General features: G+C 56.5%; 13 protein-coding genes. 6 read left to right on the top strand and 7 right to left on the bottom strand.

Annotation, left to right across the window (positions count from 1 at the left end; translation table 11 throughout):
• Positions 1-13 precede the first annotated feature (13 nt).
• Together HMPREF3142_RS03735 and HMPREF3142_RS03730 are read left to right on the top strand one after the other, a co-directional pair.
• Complete coding sequence (locus tag HMPREF3142_RS03735; RefSeq protein WP_008804875.1) at positions 14-1,192, top strand: efflux RND transporter periplasmic adaptor subunit; 1,179 nt, start codon at positions 14-16, stop codon at positions 1,190-1,192.
• A 10-nt stretch (positions 1,193-1,202) separates the two neighbouring features.
• Entirely contained in the window at positions 1,203-2,741 is a 1,539-nt protein-coding gene (locus HMPREF3142_RS03730) for a DHA2 family efflux MFS transporter permease subunit (protein ID WP_070611618.1), read from the top strand.
• 184 nt (positions 2,742-2,925) lie between these two features.
• On the opposite strand, the gene HMPREF3142_RS03725 is transcribed toward HMPREF3142_RS03730, so the two are convergent.
• From HMPREF3142_RS03725 to HMPREF3142_RS03700, 6 genes are all read right to left on the bottom strand, one after another.
• On the bottom strand, positions 2,926-4,599 hold the full coding sequence (locus HMPREF3142_RS03725) for a dipeptide ABC transporter ATP-binding protein (RefSeq protein WP_070611616.1): 1,674 nt from the start codon (positions 4,597-4,599) through the stop codon (positions 2,926-2,928).
• Positions 4,596-5,459, bottom strand: a complete 864-nt coding sequence (locus tag HMPREF3142_RS03720; protein ID WP_077263529.1) for an ABC transporter permease — start codon at positions 5,457-5,459, stop codon at positions 4,596-4,598. Before HMPREF3142_RS03720 ends, HMPREF3142_RS03725 begins: the two co-directional genes overlap by 4 nt.
• Positions 5,452-6,414 carry an ABC transporter permease gene (locus HMPREF3142_RS03715; RefSeq protein WP_023340146.1) on the bottom strand — a complete coding sequence of 321 codons (963 nt, stop codon included), beginning with the start codon at positions 6,412-6,414 and terminating at the stop codon, positions 5,452-5,454. The genes HMPREF3142_RS03720 and HMPREF3142_RS03715 overlap by 8 nt, the downstream gene beginning before the upstream one ends.
• Positions 6,392-8,002: an ABC transporter substrate-binding protein gene (locus HMPREF3142_RS03710; RefSeq protein WP_008804870.1), complete on the bottom strand. Its 1,611-nt coding sequence runs from the start codon at positions 8,000-8,002 to the stop codon at positions 6,392-6,394. The genes HMPREF3142_RS03715 and HMPREF3142_RS03710 overlap by 23 nt, the downstream gene beginning before the upstream one ends.
• A gap of 377 nt (positions 8,003-8,379) precedes the next feature.
• The gene (locus HMPREF3142_RS03705; protein WP_070611611.1) at positions 8,380-9,024 is read right to left on the bottom strand and encodes a TenA family protein; all 645 of its coding nucleotides are present in this window, start codon (positions 9,022-9,024) and stop codon (positions 8,380-8,382) included.
• Positions 9,024-9,869: a BtpA/SgcQ family protein gene (locus HMPREF3142_RS03700; protein WP_070611609.1), complete on the bottom strand. Its 846-nt coding sequence runs from the start codon at positions 9,867-9,869 to the stop codon at positions 9,024-9,026. The genes HMPREF3142_RS03705 and HMPREF3142_RS03700 overlap by 1 nt, the downstream gene beginning before the upstream one ends.
• Positions 9,870-9,895: 26 nt before the next feature.
• Here HMPREF3142_RS03700 and HMPREF3142_RS03695 point away from each other — a divergent pair, with 26 nt between their 5' ends.
• Positions 9,896-10,768, top strand: a complete 873-nt coding sequence (locus tag HMPREF3142_RS03695; RefSeq protein WP_004213032.1) for a PfkB family carbohydrate kinase — start codon at positions 9,896-9,898, stop codon at positions 10,766-10,768.
• A 1-nt stretch (position 10,769) separates the two neighbouring features.
• Here the strand turns inward: HMPREF3142_RS03695 and HMPREF3142_RS03690 are convergent, their stop codons facing one another.
• Positions 10,770-11,723 carry an ABC transporter substrate-binding protein gene (locus HMPREF3142_RS03690; RefSeq protein WP_012541714.1) on the bottom strand — a complete coding sequence of 318 codons (954 nt, stop codon included), beginning with the start codon at positions 11,721-11,723 and terminating at the stop codon, positions 10,770-10,772.
• 345 nt (positions 11,724-12,068) lie between these two features.
• On the opposite strand from HMPREF3142_RS03690, the gene HMPREF3142_RS03685 reads away from it, so the two are divergent.
• The 3 genes from HMPREF3142_RS03685 (at position 12,069) to HMPREF3142_RS03675 (ending at position 15,238) form a co-directional block, all read left to right on the top strand.
• A complete protein-coding gene (locus HMPREF3142_RS03685; RefSeq protein WP_023340150.1) occupies positions 12,069-13,091 on the top strand; it encodes a LacI family DNA-binding transcriptional regulator in 1,023 nt (340 codons plus the stop codon).
• A gap of 380 nt (positions 13,092-13,471) precedes the next feature.
• Positions 13,472-14,218 carry an ATP-binding cassette domain-containing protein gene (locus HMPREF3142_RS03680; protein WP_004198552.1) on the top strand — a complete coding sequence of 249 codons (747 nt, stop codon included), beginning with the start codon at positions 13,472-13,474 and terminating at the stop codon, positions 14,216-14,218.
• Between the two features lie 18 nt (positions 14,219-14,236).
• The gene (locus tag HMPREF3142_RS03675; RefSeq protein ID WP_176747603.1) at positions 14,237-15,238 is read left to right on the top strand and encodes an ABC transporter permease; all 1,002 of its coding nucleotides are present in this window, start codon (positions 14,237-14,239) and stop codon (positions 15,236-15,238) included.
• Positions 15,239-15,241: the final 3 nt, after the last annotated feature.

Raw genomic sequence — 15,241 nt, 5'->3', positions numbered from 1 at the left:
AAGGTCACCGGTTATGTCTATGGAAAATAACGCGCCTCCCTCTGACAAGCGCCCAGGCAAGCGTACAAGAAACTTCGCCATTTTATTACTGATCCTGATCCTCGCGGCAGGAGGCTGTCTGGCCTGGTATCTGCTTTACGCCCGCTATTACGAGAGCACCGACGATGCTTACGTCAACGGAAATCAGGTCACCCTGACACCGCAAATCACCGGTACCGTGACTCAGGTGACCGTGGATGAAGGCGATTATGTCGAAAAAGGCCAGCCCCTGGTTCTGCTGGACCCAAGCGATACCGCCATCGCCCTGCAGCAGGCTGAAGCCAATCTCGCCAGCACAGTGCGTCAGGTGCGTGGTCTCTATAGCACTGCCGACAACTACCGTGCACAAGTTGCTGCCAAAAAAGTAGCCCTGCAAACAGCGAAAAGTGACTACTTGCGCCGGGAAAAAATTGTCAGTTCCGGCGCCATTGCGGTGGAAGATCTGGCGCACTACCGTGATGCCGTGACCAGCGCGCAAAGCGATTTACTGGCTGCAGAGCAAGCGCTCAAAACCAATCAGGCGATGGTTGATGACACCGTGGTGGATAACCATCCTGAAGTCAAAACCGCCGTTGCGACGCTGCGCCAACGCTATCTCGATAACTCCCGCAGCACCATTGTTGCGCCCGTCAGTGGTTACGTCGCTAAACGTGCTGTGCAGCTCGGGATGCGTGTCACCTCCGGCACCACGCTGCTTGCCATCGTGCCGCTGAATGAAGTGTGGGTGGATGCCAACTTTAAAGAGAGCCAAATGCAGGACATGCGCATTGGGCAAAAAGTAGAGCTGAATGCGGATCTCTATGGCGATAACGTGAAATATCACGGCACCATCGAAAGTCTCGGCATTGGTACCGGTAGCGCATTCTCACTGTTGCCAGCCCAGAACGCCAGCGGCAACTGGATCAAAATCGTCCAACGCCTGCCGGTACGCATCACGCTTGATCCACATGACATGCAGAAGCATCCGCTGCGTGTGGGTCTGTCGATGAACGCTGAGGTGGATATCCGCAATCAGGGTGGTCACCTTCTGCCACAAAAAACCGTCGAACAGCCGCGATTCCGTACCGATGTGTATGAAACGCCAATGGAAGCAGCCGATAAACTGGTGGCGAAAATCCTTCATGACAACACCAGCGCTGTAGCCCAGCGCTAAGAGAGAAGCTATGTCAGAGCCGAAGGCAGCCTTTACGCCCCCCAGCCTGTTTCTGGCGACGCTTGCCCTGTCGCTGGCGACCTTTATGCAGGTGCTGGACTCCACCATCGCCAACGTGGCGCTGCCGACTATCTCCGGCAACCTGGGCGTTAGCGCCGATCAGGGGACATGGGTTATCACCTCTTTTGCGGTGTGTAACGCTATTGCTCTACCGTTGACAGGCTGGTTTACCCGCCGATTCGGGCAGTTGCGGTTGTTTATCGCCTCGGTGATGTTCTTTACCCTGACGTCATTTCTGTGCGGCTTCGCCCACAGCATGACGGAGCTCATCATCTTCCGTGCGCTGCAGGGCTTTTTCGCCGGGCCGATGTTCCCGATGTGTCAGACGCTGTTGCTGGTTATCTTCCCGCCGATGAAACGCAGCATGGCGCTGGCGCTGCTGTCGATGGTGACCGTGGTGGCGCCTATCGTGGGGCCTATCACCGGCGGCTGGCTTACCGATAACTACTCCTGGCCGTGGATCTTCTACATCAACGTGCCGATTGGGATTTTCGCCTCCATCGTGGTCTGGTCGCAGCTGCGCATGCGTGAAGAAACAACGCAGTCATCGCCTGTCGACTATATTGGCATCGCGCTGTTGGTGCTTGGCGTGGGCCTGCTGCAGGTGGTGCTGGATAAGGGCAACGACGAAGACTGGTTCTCTTCTACGCCCATTATCGTGATGTCTATTGTCTCGGCGATCAGCCTGATTTGCTTTGTGATATGGGAGCTGGACGAACGTCACCCGATTGTGAACCTGCGGCTGTTCAAAGACCGCAACTTCGCCATCGGCACGTTGGCGCTGATGCTGGGCTATGCCGCGTTCTTTGCCATCAACATTATTCTGCCGCAGTGGTTGCAGACCCAGATGGGCTACACGGCTATCTGGGCCGGTCTCGCCGCTGCGCCGATGGGCTTCTTACCACTGGTGCTGACGCCAGTCATCGGACGTTACGCCACCAAAGTGGATTTACGAATTTTATGCTCAGTGTCATTCCTGACAATGGGGGCATCCTGTCTGATGCGCGCGCAGTTCAATACTGACGTGGATTTCCGCACCATCGCCAGCGTGCAGATGTTTATGGGGATTGGCGTGGCCTTCTTCTTCATGCCGCTGACCACCATTGTGCTGTCGAATCTGCACGGTAACGAAGTGGCGGAAGGCTCAGGACTGGCCACGTTCTTTCGCGTACTCGGCGGCTCCTTTGCCTCATCGTTAACCACATGGATCTGGCAGCGACGTGAAGTTTTCCACCACGCGAATCTGACCGAGAGCGTGACACAGTACAACCCAGCGGCTATGGATTACGTAAATAAGATGGGTGGCCCGACGCAGCAGCATCTTGCGATGATTGACCAGGTGGTTACCCAGCAGGCCTACATGATGTCGACAATCGACTATTTCTGGGTGCTCGGCTGGGGTTTTATGGCGCTGATTATCATCATCTGGTTCACCCGCCCGCCGTTCGTGAAATCGGGTATGCCAGGCGCCCACGCAGCAGGTCACTAAACTGAAATTCACATAGGCAAACTTAGCTGAACGAGCACTGCGTACGGATGGCACTATCGAGCGCCGGGCCAGTGCCTCTTCCCTGCCCTCTATCACGTAAGACCGCCTGGAACGGGCTCTGGAGATGATAAGAGTGTTGAATAACATGACCCCATTTCTGATAACGGTGTTTGACGTTTACTGCTCAGTTATATCGCAACGGCGTCTGCCCAACAGCTGATAACAATTGTCGAGTCCACGGGTGGCGTGGCGCCCGAAAAATTTGATCCACACTGCCGCTTTCGACTACCTCGCCGTCTTTCATCACCGCAATACGATGACTCATATGCTGCACCACGCCCAGATCATGAGAGATAAACAGCATTGACAGATGCAAACGGCGTTGCAGCGCTACCAGCAAATCCAACACTTGCGCCTGGGTGGTGACATCCAGCGCCGACACCGGCTCGTCGCAAATCAGAATATCCGGCTCGCAGGCCAGGGCCTGGGCGATGGCGATACGTTGCCGCTGCCCACCGGAAAGCGTGGCCGGACGTCGCGTCAGCAGATCAGGACTTAAACCAACCAGCGCCAGCAACGCCTGCGCACGTGACAACCGGTCCGCGGCTGTGAGCGTCGTATGCAGGCGCAGAGGCTGTTGCAGCAATTGCGCCACGTTATATTGCGGATTAAATGAACCCAGCGGATCCTGCACAATCGTCTGGATACGCGACCGCAACGGCTGCCGCTGACGTTCTGTCAGCCTGCTCCATGGTTGCCCAGCGAGAAGGATCTCGCCCTGTTGCGGTGCCTGCAGCGCCAGCGCCAGTTTGCCTAGCGTGGTCTTCCCGCTACCGGATTCGCCCACAATGCCCAGCGTTTCGCCCTGCGCGACCTCTAACGTCACCTGATTGACGGCCTGCAAGCGACGACCATCCGGCAGAACATACGCCAGTGATACGTTATCGGCAGCCAGCACGGGTGTGGTGCTGTCAGTACTGATGTTCTCCCGCACTACCGTTTGACCCAGCGGATCGTTTCCTGTTAACCACTTCCCACGCGTACCGGCAGAGGGAATGGCCGCCAGCAGACGGCGGGTATAAGGGTGTTGCGGCGCATGCAGCACCTGTCGCACCTTGCCGCTCTCCACTGCTTTGCCCTGCCGCATCACCACCACACGGTCGGCAATATCCGCCACCACCGATAAATCATGGGTGATCAGCAGCACGCCATGCCCGGCATCCGCCAGGGCCCTGAATACATTCAAAACTTGTTTTTGTACGGTGGCGTCCAGCGCGGTAGTAGGTTCATCGGCAATGAGTAATCGCGGCCCCGCCGCCAGCGCCGATGCGATGAGCGCTCGTTGGCGCAAGCCACCGGAGAGTTCATGTGCATACTGCGCCATCCGGTTATGCGGATCGGGGATGCCGGTTTGCGTTAACAGCTCCGCCACGCGTTCGCGAACTGCCGTCCCCCGTTCCAGGCGGTGCGTCAACAACGGCTCCGCGACTTCCTGACCAATCCGGCGCAGCGGGTCAAGCGAGGTCAGTGCATCCTGCAAAACAAAACCAATTTCGCGCCCGCGTAGTTGCTGCCAACGGCGGGCATCGCACGCCAGTAAATTCTGCGACAGGCCATCGTGCCCCTGCAATATCAGGGACTCGGCGCGAACAGCCGCTCCGGCCCCCGCCAGCCCGACTAATGTCCGGGCCGTGACGGATTTACCCGAACCGGACTCGCCCACCAAAGCCAGGACTTCACCGGCATGCACGTCAAACGATAAGGCGTTAACCGCCTCAATCAGCCCCTGCGGCGAGGGGAAGCTGACGCTCAGTTGCGCCACCTGTAACAGCGGTTGCTGGAAGGTCTCTGAAGTCATGCGATCCCGCCTTTGGCAATAAGGGTTTGAACACGTCGGCCCAGCAGCGTAATGGCAATCACCGACAGCGCGACAACGCTGGCGGGCAGCAGGCTGACCCATGGGGCGCTATCGAGAAAATTACGTCCCTCAGAGAGCAATGCGCCCCACTCCGCCGTCGGCGGAGTCACCCCAAGTCCAAGGAAACTGAGGGCCGAGGCGGATAATATGGAATACCCTATCCCCACCGTTGCCAGTACCAGCAGCGGGCGCAGCGTATTGGGCACAATATGGCGCAAAATAATCAACATTGGCGGCTCTCCCAACGCCACCGCATGCTGCACATACCCCGATAACCTGACCTGCAACACTTGCGCGCGCACCAGCCTGGCATAGCCAGCAATGCCGGCCAGTCCGACCGCCAGCAGGGTATTCTCTGGCCCACGCCCCAACACCGTGATAGCCAGCAGCGCCAACAGCAAATCGGGGAACGCCAGCATAATGTCCAGTAGCCGTACGAGTAACTGCCGTACCGCCCTGGGCGCAAGACCTGCCAGTGTCCCCAGCACAATACCGCCCGCGCTGGCAATCAGGGTCGCGCCGACCCCAATGCTCAGCGACAGCGAGGTGCCATACACCACGCGGGTAAACACATCACGCCCCAACTGGTCAGTACCGAACCAGTGTCTGAGGTCCGGCGGCTGCAAAATCGCGCTGAAATCCATCTGTTCGGGGGTGTACGGCGTGAATAGCGATGGAAAAAACACCGCCACCACGAGCAGTAGCACCAGTAACAACGGAATGCTGGTACCCGGCGCCAGCCACGGGTTACGATAGCGCCCCCCGTCGCGGCGGGCCACCCGCAGTAAAAGATCACTCATCAGCATGCCCTCGCAGACGTAGACGGGGATCGATCAGTAAATAAAGGGTATCAATCAGCAGGTTAATCACCACAAACAACAGCGCGGAGAACATCACCACCCCCAGCACCAGGGGCATGTCTCGGTTCTCAATCGCACCGAGAGTGATTTGCCCCAGCCCCGCCCGACCAAATACTGTTTCGGTCAGAATTGAGCCGCCTAATACGCTGGCCAGCAGCGTCCCCGTCAGCGTCGACACCGCCAGCGAGGCATGGCGCAACGCATGCCGTAAGCGCAGCGCAGTTTCACTCACCCCTCGCGTACGCACGGTCATGGCGAACGGCTGCGAAAGCGCCTCCTCCAGCCCATCACGCAGCACCTGGCTGAGTGTCGCAGCCAGCGGCAGGCTGAGCGTCACCACCGGCAGCACAAGGGCGATCCAGCCATCGTTACCGGTCACCGGAAACCATTGCAGTTTGAAACTGAAGAGGCTCAACAACACGATACCGATCCAGTACACCGGTGTGCTAAGCAGCATCAGCTCCAACCCGGCAAGCAGAGACCGCAGACGCGGATGACGTCCGGCTGTCAGTAATGCGTTAAATACCGCCAGTACCAGTGCCAGCGCCAGGGCGCTGACGGCCAGCGGCACCGTCTCTTTCAACGCTGCGCTAATCACCTGCACAACAGGCTGGCGATACTGATAACTCACGCCAAGGTTGCCCGTCAGCGCCTCGCCACAGTAGCGCAAATATTGCCACCACAGTGGCTTATCCAGGCCGAACTGGCGGGTCAGTGTCTCGCGAAAACTATCATCCACAACGCTGTTGGCGCTGCCTATCAGAATTGCCACAGGATCGCCGGGGATCAGTTTTACCGCAACAAAGGTCAGCGTTGCCGCACCCCACAGCACGGCGAAAATGGTCAGCAGGCGCTTGCCTGCTGCCAGCAGCTTAGCGTTGGATCCAGACATCATAGAAATTCGGCTTCGCGTTCGTGGCCCAGCTAATGCCCTGCACCTGTTTGGCTTTCCCTAACTGATATGCCGGGATGTAAATTGGCACCGCCCAGGCCTGATCGATAATCTGGTGCTGGATGGCATAGTAGATGCGTTTACGCTCGGCTTCGCTGGCACCGACAGCGGTTTCCAGTTGGCTATCCAGCGCTTTAACGCGGCTGAAGTTGTTCCCCTTCGGCGGAATATAATTGGAATGGAAAACGGTACGCAGGATGTCCGGCTCCGGGCGAACAAAATAGTTCGAGATAATGTCGTACTGGTTAGCCGCCGTGCGGCTGCTGAGAATGCCTGAATCCACCGGATCGAGTTTCAGTTCAAAACCGGCTTGTTTTACCTGGTATTGAATTGCCTGGAACAGCGTCACGTCAGCGGCTTCGACATCGTTTGAAGAGTAGGTAAATTGCACAGTAAGGCGTTTACCCTCCTTGACCCGGTAGCCTTCGCTATCGGTTTGCTGCCAGCCGGCTTCATCCAGAAGACGGCGGGCTTTTTGCAGATCAAACCCCCACTGGCTGGCAATGGCCGGATCGTAATCCAGCGTAGCGGGTCCAAGAATATTGTCGGCAGGTTTCAGGATGCCAAAGAACGCGGCTTTAACGGCAGTAGTGCGATCGATGGCGCTCTGGAAGGCCTGCCGCACTTTCAGGTCGCTGAAGATCCCTGTGTCGCTATTCAAATAAAGGACGCGCGGAACGCCGGGGTTTTCCCTGGTGATCACATCCAGCTTCGGGTTATTTTTTACCTGCGCATAATTCACCGGCGGAATGGCATCGATCACCTGTACCTGCCCGCTATTCAGCGCGCCAAGACGTACCGCTGACTCCGGCAGGTACTTAAATTCGATCTTATCCAGCCATGCCGGGCCTTTATGGGTGGCATAGCCCGGGCCCCAGTTGTAATCGGCGCGCTTGCTGAGTTTACTCCCGCTGCCTTTGACAAACGATTCGAGGATAAAGGGACCGGAACCGACCACGGTATTGCTGGTATTCGCCGTTTTCTGCAGATAAGCCGGTGACTGAATACCGAGATACGGCAAGCTCAGCCCCTGCAGCAGCGGTGCGAAAGGCGTTTTATAGCGGATCACCACGGTGTACTCATCTGGCGTAGTGATCGCGTCAATCGGCCCCAACAACGATTTGGAGTAACTGGAGGTGGTTTTCGGATCGAGTATGCGTTCAAAGTTATATTTTACCGCCGCAGCATCCAGTTTCGTGCCATCACTAAAAGTCACATCCTTGCGAAGATGGAAGGTGTATTCGCGGTTATTGTTTTTAATTTCCCAGCGTTCCGCCAGCCATGGTGTAAAGCTGTTATCTTCCGCCTGGCCGACCAAAGAATCCACCACGTTACGCGTAACCAGAGCGGTGACGGAATAAGCGGTAATAGAGGGGTCAATAATCGGGGTATCGCTGCCCAGAGCGACCGTCAGCACACCCCCCGCGACAGGTTTATCCTGTGCGTGAGTGGTGAAGCTGGCAGTAAGCGTTAGCGCGGAAAGCAGACTGATGCGCAATAAACTGTTCTGTGAATAAATGCTTCGTTTCATCCCTTTTCCTTGGCCTGGTTTTTGTTAAATATCTGGCAATTAAAGTCCATTGTAGGGGGAGAGCCGCCGTCGAGTAACGATGGATAATTTATATCTATTTCTGAAAATAGCTTTTACTTCAGGGGGAAGAAAAGAAAAAAGAGAACCCCGAGCTACAGGCTCCAAATAAAATAATATAAACTCTCTACCGCCATTATTTCTCTCAAAAGAGTCAGAAGGCAGCCAAATTACCCCTCCGACTTTATTAAGATAAAAATGTGAAATAAGAATCGGCATTAACGGTAATGGTAAGTTTCGCCAACAAGACGCAGAACGTCGAGATATAACCCGTATTCAGGAGACGCCGCGTCCGGCGCCCCCTGTGATCCACCTCGCGGCTACTCCTCGTACGCCGCGTGATGGAAATCAATTTCCCACTGCAGCACCTCGCCGTAAAGCGCCGATAACGCCTGCTTTTCGTCTTCACTCAGCGCCATGGCGCAGCGGTCGAGTTCGTTTTTTAGCCAGAGAGCCTGCTGATAAAATTCGTCCTCCGCGTGCATTTCCACCCAGCGTCGTAAATCAGCATCGCTCTGATAATGTTCGCTCGCCCGTCGGCACCAGAAATAGTACATCCATTCCGCACCGAACATCAGGGTCACAATCTGCTCATAGCTGCCCTCGTGGGCGGTCCGCAGCATACCGTCGCGAAAGCGCCGTACCCCGGGCAAATCATCCGGGTACTCAGCGGGATCGATCTGCCGCGCTGACAACACCTGTTCAAACCACGCGATCTGTATATCAACCAGGGCATTCAGCACGCCAATCAGCCAGCGCTGTTGTTGAATACCCGGCGCTTTGCTGACCCCGAGGGCAACAATCGCGATTGCCGTCGCGACAAAGTTGCCCTCAAACACCAGATAGCGGTTGAAGACGACTGTCGGCAGACGATCCTGTTCGATATCAGTCACAAACGGGTGCTGCTGCATCGCCTGCCACGCCGGTTGATGTTCGCGCAGCAGGCGTTCGCTAAACGCTTCCATTAAGCTTCCTCCAGCGCGGCCTGCGCGACCGACATAAAATGCTTCACCCGGGCCAGCTCAACATCGTTCCACCAGACGCCATCGACCTTCATTGTACTGGCCACAATGACCCCCTGAGTCCGCCCGAGGATCTGCTTCACGTTAGCCGGTGTCACCCCGGAGCCCACCAGGAGCGGTAGTTCCGTCGCCGCGCGGATCTCGTCAATTTCCGCCATCGTGGCGCTATCGCCCGTACGCTGGCCGGTGGCGATCACCGCGTCAGCCTCGAAGAAATCGACATCGCGCGTCAGTTCCTGAATCGAACGATCGGCGACAATGGCATGGCTACCGTGCTTAACGTGGCTATCGGCAAAAACGCGAATATGTTCAGCGCGCAGCATACTGCGGTAGCGCAGCGCCTTAGCGGCCGCCCCTTCTATAAATCCTTCGTTGGCGATATAGGCGTTGGCCCACTGGTTGACGCGGACGAAATCGGCGCCTCCCGCCAGGGCGATCGCCATTGCCGGGATCGCCGCGTTAGCCAGAACGTTAATGCCCAGCGGCACAGCAAAACGTTCACGAACTTTCTCGGTAATGACCGCCATCAGCGCTGAGGTTTCATGGCCGATATCCTCAGGTTTAGAGAAAGGAATATCGCCATGGTTTTCAATAATCAGACCATGAACACCGCCTGAAATATAATTTTCAGCATCACGAAGCGCACGTTCAACAATATCCGAGACTGATTTTCCTCGATATTTTGGCGAGCCAGGAAATGGGTCGCAATGAATAACACCAATAACAGCCTTGCTTCGTAAAAAAATAGCTTGTATTGCATTCGTTTTTTCTGCTGAGATAGCAATCATCTTATCCATCCTGTTAAGGGAACACTATGCGTGTTTACGTTACTGGTAATATTACCGTAGATGAAACCTGGTCCATTCCGGATATACCGAAAAAAGGGGCTTCCATTCACGGCGTTAAAGTGTCGCAGGATATCGGCGGTAAAGGCGCGAACCAGGCGATTATATTATCCCGCTGCGGAATAGAAACGCGTTTAATTGCCGCCACGGGAAACGACAGCAACGGCGCGTGGATCCGCCAACAGATAAAAAATGAACCACTGACGCTACTACCCGACGGCCATTTCAATCAACATAGCGATACCTCGATTATTTTAAATAGCGCTGATGGCGACAACGCCATCATTACCACTACGGCGGCGGCCGATACATTCAGCCTGGATGAAATGATTCCGCATATGGCGGATGCCGTCGCTGGCGATATTCTGCTACAGCAGGGCAATTTCTCCCTCGATAAAACGCGGGCGCTGTTCCAGTACGCCAGAAGCCGCGGCATGACGACGGTATTCAACCCCTCACCTGTCAATCCTGACTTTTGCCATCTCTGGCCGCTCATCGACATCGCGGTGGTCAATGAATCCGAGGCCGAGCTGCTCCAGCCATACGGGGTGAAAACCTTAGTGATTACCCAGGGCGCCGCAGGCGCCTGGCTGGTCCAGGAGGGCCAGCGTCAGTTTTGTCCCGCCGTGCCCGCCGAGGCGCTTGATACTACCGGCGCGGGCGACACGTTCCTCGCCGTCATGTTGGCCTCCGCCCTGCTGCGCGGCGTCGCGCCGGATGCGCTGGCGCTGGCGCACGCCAGTCGCGCTGCCGCCATTACCGTTAGCCGCCGGGGGACGCTCAGCGCGTTTCCCGGCAGCCGTGAGCTCGCCGCCCTGTTAACCACGGACGGCGCGCGCTGACCTACTTAAACAGCGGACGGTATGAATCGACGTTCGCTTTGGTCACCACCGTCGCCGGAACCAGAATGGTTTTCGGCACGGTTTTACCCGACGTGATGCTGTTCAGCGCATTCAGGGCTTCGGCGCCCATCTTTTCCGGGTCCTGCTGCAGTACGGCGGTGACGTAGCCGCCGTCCATACCGGAAATCGCCTTCGCCGTCAGATCCCAGCCAAAGACTTTAATATCTTTCTGCCGCCCCTGGTTTTCTACGGCGGCGATAGCGCCGAGCAGCGCGGGTTCGCCGGTGGCATAAATCGCTGTCAGATCCGGGTTACCGGTGATCAGGTTTTCCGCCGCGGTCATCGCTTTATCCTGCACGTTCTGCCCGTCGACCACGTTAGCGATAGTAATCTTCGGATTGCTTTTCAGCGTCTCTTCGAACCCTTTCTGCCGCTGGTTCTGAATGGCCGAATTCAGCGCACCGACAATACCCAGTCGCGCCTGGCCGCCCATCTCTTTCTGCACGTAGTCCACGAAGTATTGACCGATAATTCTGCCGCCTTCAATATTATCAACGCCGACCTGAGCTGCCTGTGGCCCGGCCGGTAATACGGCATCAATCGCAATCACCGGAATGTTTGCGGCGGCGGCTTCTTTAACCGCTGGCATGATCCCGTTAACGTCGATAGCAGCAACCAGAATGCCTTTAACGCCTTGCTGAATATAGTTTTCTATCGCGTCGTTTTGCGCCACGGGATTATCGTTAGAGTTAAAAATAACTAAATCCTTGCCACTGGCTTTGGCCGCATCCTGTGCGCCTTTATTCATCAGATTAAAGAACAGCGCCTGTTGGTTGATTTGTACCAGCGCATAAGTCGGACCGGCAGCGCTGGCGGCAGAAATAAAACTCATTGATGCCAGCATGGTCGTGGCGACAGCAAGTAAACGCAGTTTTCCGGTGTGAAATAACATCATCAGTATCCTCGTCGGGAATAGTTGATAGCCAGCAGAGTTCCGCGCCGCATGCGAACGCAGAAGGATTATTTTTTTGGCGGGCAAATATCGTCTATATCGCCAGAACAATCATTGAACGTTCGGCGGATACCTGCTTAATGTCATCCCGGCAACCGGTCCGTGTCGGTGCGCGACTGGAATAACTTAAACGGGGTTGGGAATGACTTCCCGGATGATGCGGTAAACTGCCTATACAATTCTCTGCTGATTAAAATTTGTCAAGCATTTATTTTTGGTGATTGTTCGCAGAGAAATTGCTGTATCCACCGCGCTTAACTATGTTACAGATAGCCGATTCTGGCAGAAATGGCGCAGGAAATGAGTATAAAACGCGTATTGTTATCCGATGTGGCAAAGCTGGCGGGGCTGTCGAAGGCGACCCTGTCGCGCTATATGAACAACAGTATTGTGCTGCCGCAGGACACCATCGACCGCATCGAAACCGCCATTCGCGAACTGGACTATCGCGGCAATAGCCTGGCACGTCGTCTTAGCAAAGGCGGCAGCGAAACGCTTGGCCTGGTGCTTCCCGATATTACCAACCCCTTCTTTGCCGAACTTGCCGACGCTGCCGAAGAGGCTGCTTCTGCCAGCGGCTACAGCCTGGTGCTGTGTATCACCCGCAACAACCCGGAAAAAGAGTGCCAGTTCATTCGCTGGCTGGATACCTGCCAGGTCGACGGTCTGCTGTTCACCACTAACCGCCCCGATAATGGCCTGCTGCGCAAGGAAGTCCAGCGTCACGAACGCATTGTCCTGCTGGATGAAGATATTCCCGGCAGTAAGGTACCGAAAGTGTTTGCCGATAACGTCCAGGGCGGGCGGATCGCCACCGAAAAACTGATCGCCGCCGGGCATCGCCATATCGCTTTCGTCGGTGGCCCGGACAAGCTGATGAGCGTCCGTGAGCGCTATCAGGGCTTTTGCACCGCGATGGAGCAAGCGGGCCTGAGCTGGCCGCCCGAATGGGTGATGTATGGCGACTACCAGCGCGAGTTTGGCCAGCAGGCGCTGCGGTACCTGTTCAGCCAACCGGTTCGCCCCACCGCCGTCTTCGCGGCCAGCGACTATCTGGTGCTCGGCCTGCTCGATGGCTTGCGCGCCAGCGGGCTCCAGGCGCCGGAGGCGCTTTCGTTAGTCGGCTTCGATGACGCCAACTACGCCGATTTTACCCAGCCGCGGATCTCCACTATCCGTCAGCCTGCCCGCGAACTGGGCCGCACCGCGGTGAACATCATGATGCGCCTGTTAAACGACGATCAGGATATCCCTGCGGAAACCCGCCTGCCGGTTGAATGGATTGGCCGCGACTCGATCAAGATCTGTTAAGCCCGTCCCAAAATGGCGCAAAAGCGCCCGCTTTTGGCGCAAAAAACGATCAATTAACAATTTATTCACTATAATCAGTAAACCGGTTTACCGGATTGTATTCAATTAAGTGTATTGAATACATAAGGTTAAGTTACAGGGCTGCTGTGTGGTTCCTGCCCTGGCACGGATGCTGCAATGTTCTTACTGGCGAACAAATATCTTACATAGCGTTTGTCCTGACTGCCCTGGCGAGTGCTCTATTCCGCAGGTAAACCGGTTTACTAGATTGTAAACCGTGTCGGATAGAGTCCCTCCCGCAGGATGGCGAACATTTTCCCGGCCACAGCGATGGGAGTTATCAGATGCAGCAGCCACAAACTACCCCGCCAAGGGTAGAGATGATCAATATCACCAAGACCTACGGGTCGATACGCTCATTGCGCGGAGTCAACCTTGAGCTGGCCCCGGGCGAAGTGCTGGGCTTAGTGGGCGATAACGGTGCGGGGAAATCCACCCTGACCAAAGTGCTCTCTGGCGCGGTGATCCCCTCCAGCGGCACGATTCGTATCGACGGTGAACAGCAGCAGTTTACGAATCCGGCCGATTCACGCCGTTGCCATATCGAGATGGTCTACCAGGATCTGTCGCTCTGTGACACGGTCGATGTCGCGGGCAATCTGTTTATGGGCCGTGAGCCGATGAAATCGGTCCTCGGCATCCCCTTTCTCGACGAGGCCAAAATGCATGCCGATGCCAGAGAGATGCTTAAAGGGCTCGGGATCTCCATTCCGGATACTCGCCTGCTGGTGCGAAATCTCTCCGGCGGCCAGCGCCAGGCTATAGCCATCGCCCGCGCCGCGGCCTTTGACCCGAAAGTGCTGATTATGGATGAACCCACCGCCGCGCTGGCCGTCGCGGAAGTTGAAGCGGTTCTGGAGCTCATTCGCCGCGTTTCCGCTCGCGGGGTGAGCGTGATTCTGATTACCCACCGCCTGCAGGACCTGTTCCTGGTCTGCGACCGGATCATGGTGATGTATGAGGGTACGAACGTCGCCGACAGACGGGTGTCCGACACCAGCCTGAGCGATATCGTTAACCTGATTGTGGGCGAAAAATTCACCGCCCGCTCTGCGGCAGCACATTGAGGTAACAGGATGAGTATCATGAACTTAAGCAGCTCACGCATGATCCAGCATTCGCTGCCGCGCCGCCTGCTGCATAACCACTCAGGCGTGGTCAGCATCGCGCTCTTTTTCGTCTTCTGCTGCGTGGTGTTTTCGCTGATCACCAGCAACTTTCTCACCGGCACCAACTGGCTCAACATTATCCGTCAGAGCGCCCCGCTGCTGATCGTCGCGACGGCAATGACTCTGGTCATTACCACCGGCGGTATCGATCTGTCGGTAGGCTCCACCCTGGCGCTGGTCGGCGCACTCTCCGCTATCGCCCTGAATAGCTGGGGTCTGCCGTGGCCGGTGGTACTCCTCGGCGGCCTGCTGCTCGGCGGATTCGTTGGCGCCATCAACGGCTTCTTTATTGCCTATGAAGGCATTCCGGCGTTCATCGTCACGCTCGCCACCCTGGCCGTAGTTCGCGGTATCGCGCTGCTGGTCACCCAGGGCTACTCGATTCCGGTGCCGGCTGACAGCCTGTTTACCTTTATCGGACGCGCGTGGGTAGTTGGTATCCCCATGCCCGCGCTGATCGGCATGATGATACTGGTGATCGGGCATATCGTTCTCAACCATATGCGCTTTGGCCGCTACGTGACCGCTATCGGCGCCAACGCCGAAGGCGCGCGGCGCAGCGGCATTAACACCAAAGCGGTCACCATGAAGGTCTATATCATCAGCGGAATGGCCGCCGCGCTGGCGGGGATGATCATTACCGCACGCCTCGGCAGCGGCTCTTCCAACCAGGGCGAAGGCTTTGAACTGCAGGTCATTGCTGCCGTTGTGCTAGGCAGCACCAGTCTGTTTGGCGGCTTCGGGACTATTATTGGCACGCTGCTGGGCGCGCTGTCGATTGCGGTCATTCAGAACGGGCTGATCCTGTCGAATATTTCGCCGTTTTACACCCAGATAGCCACCGGCACCATTATCCTGCTGGCTATCTGGCTGAACACCCGCATTCTCAACCCGACGCGCTCCGCGGCAAAAGGATAGCTG

Source organism: Klebsiella sp. HMSC16C06, from assembly GCF_001808325.1.
GTDB lineage: Bacteria > Pseudomonadota > Gammaproteobacteria > Enterobacterales > Enterobacteriaceae > Klebsiella > Klebsiella variicola.
Note: the sequence above shows the minus strand (reverse complement) of the source record. Positions and strands in the feature narration are given on the sequence as shown.

Bases quoted from the DNA above. Each gene is read 5' to 3' on its own strand.
- HMPREF3142_RS03735 (WP_008804875.1), top strand. From the start codon at position 14: ATGTCTATGGAAAATAACGCGCCTCCCTCTGACAAGCGCCCAGGCAAG.
- HMPREF3142_RS03730 (WP_070611618.1), top strand. From the start codon at position 1,203: ATGTCAGAGCCGAAGGCAGCCTTTACGCCCCCCAGCCTGTTTCTGGCG.
- HMPREF3142_RS03725 (WP_070611616.1), bottom strand. From the start codon at position 4,599: ATGACTTCAGAGACCTTCCAGCAACCGCTGTTACAGGTGGCGCAACTG.
- HMPREF3142_RS03720 (WP_077263529.1), bottom strand. From the start codon at position 5,459: ATGAGTGATCTTTTACTGCGGGTGGCCCGCCGCGACGGGGGGCGCTAT.
- HMPREF3142_RS03715 (WP_023340146.1), bottom strand. From the start codon at position 6,414: ATGATGTCTGGATCCAACGCTAAGCTGCTGGCAGCAGGCAAGCGCCTG.
- HMPREF3142_RS03710 (WP_008804870.1), bottom strand. From the start codon at position 8,002: ATGAAACGAAGCATTTATTCACAGAACAGTTTATTGCGCATCAGTCTG.
- HMPREF3142_RS03705 (WP_070611611.1), bottom strand. From the start codon at position 9,024: ATGGAAGCGTTTAGCGAACGCCTGCTGCGCGAACATCAACCGGCGTGG.
- HMPREF3142_RS03700 (WP_070611609.1), bottom strand. From the start codon at position 9,869: ATGATTGCTATCTCAGCAGAAAAAACGAATGCAATACAAGCTATTTTT.
- HMPREF3142_RS03695 (WP_004213032.1), top strand. From the start codon at position 9,896: ATGCGTGTTTACGTTACTGGTAATATTACCGTAGATGAAACCTGGTCC.
- HMPREF3142_RS03690 (WP_012541714.1), bottom strand. From the start codon at position 11,723: ATGATGTTATTTCACACCGGAAAACTGCGTTTACTTGCTGTCGCCACG.
- HMPREF3142_RS03685 (WP_023340150.1), top strand. From the start codon at position 12,069: ATGGCGCAGGAAATGAGTATAAAACGCGTATTGTTATCCGATGTGGCA.
- HMPREF3142_RS03680 (WP_004198552.1), top strand. From the start codon at position 13,472: ATGATCAATATCACCAAGACCTACGGGTCGATACGCTCATTGCGCGGA.
- HMPREF3142_RS03675 (WP_176747603.1), top strand. From the start codon at position 14,237: ATGAACTTAAGCAGCTCACGCATGATCCAGCATTCGCTGCCGCGCCGC.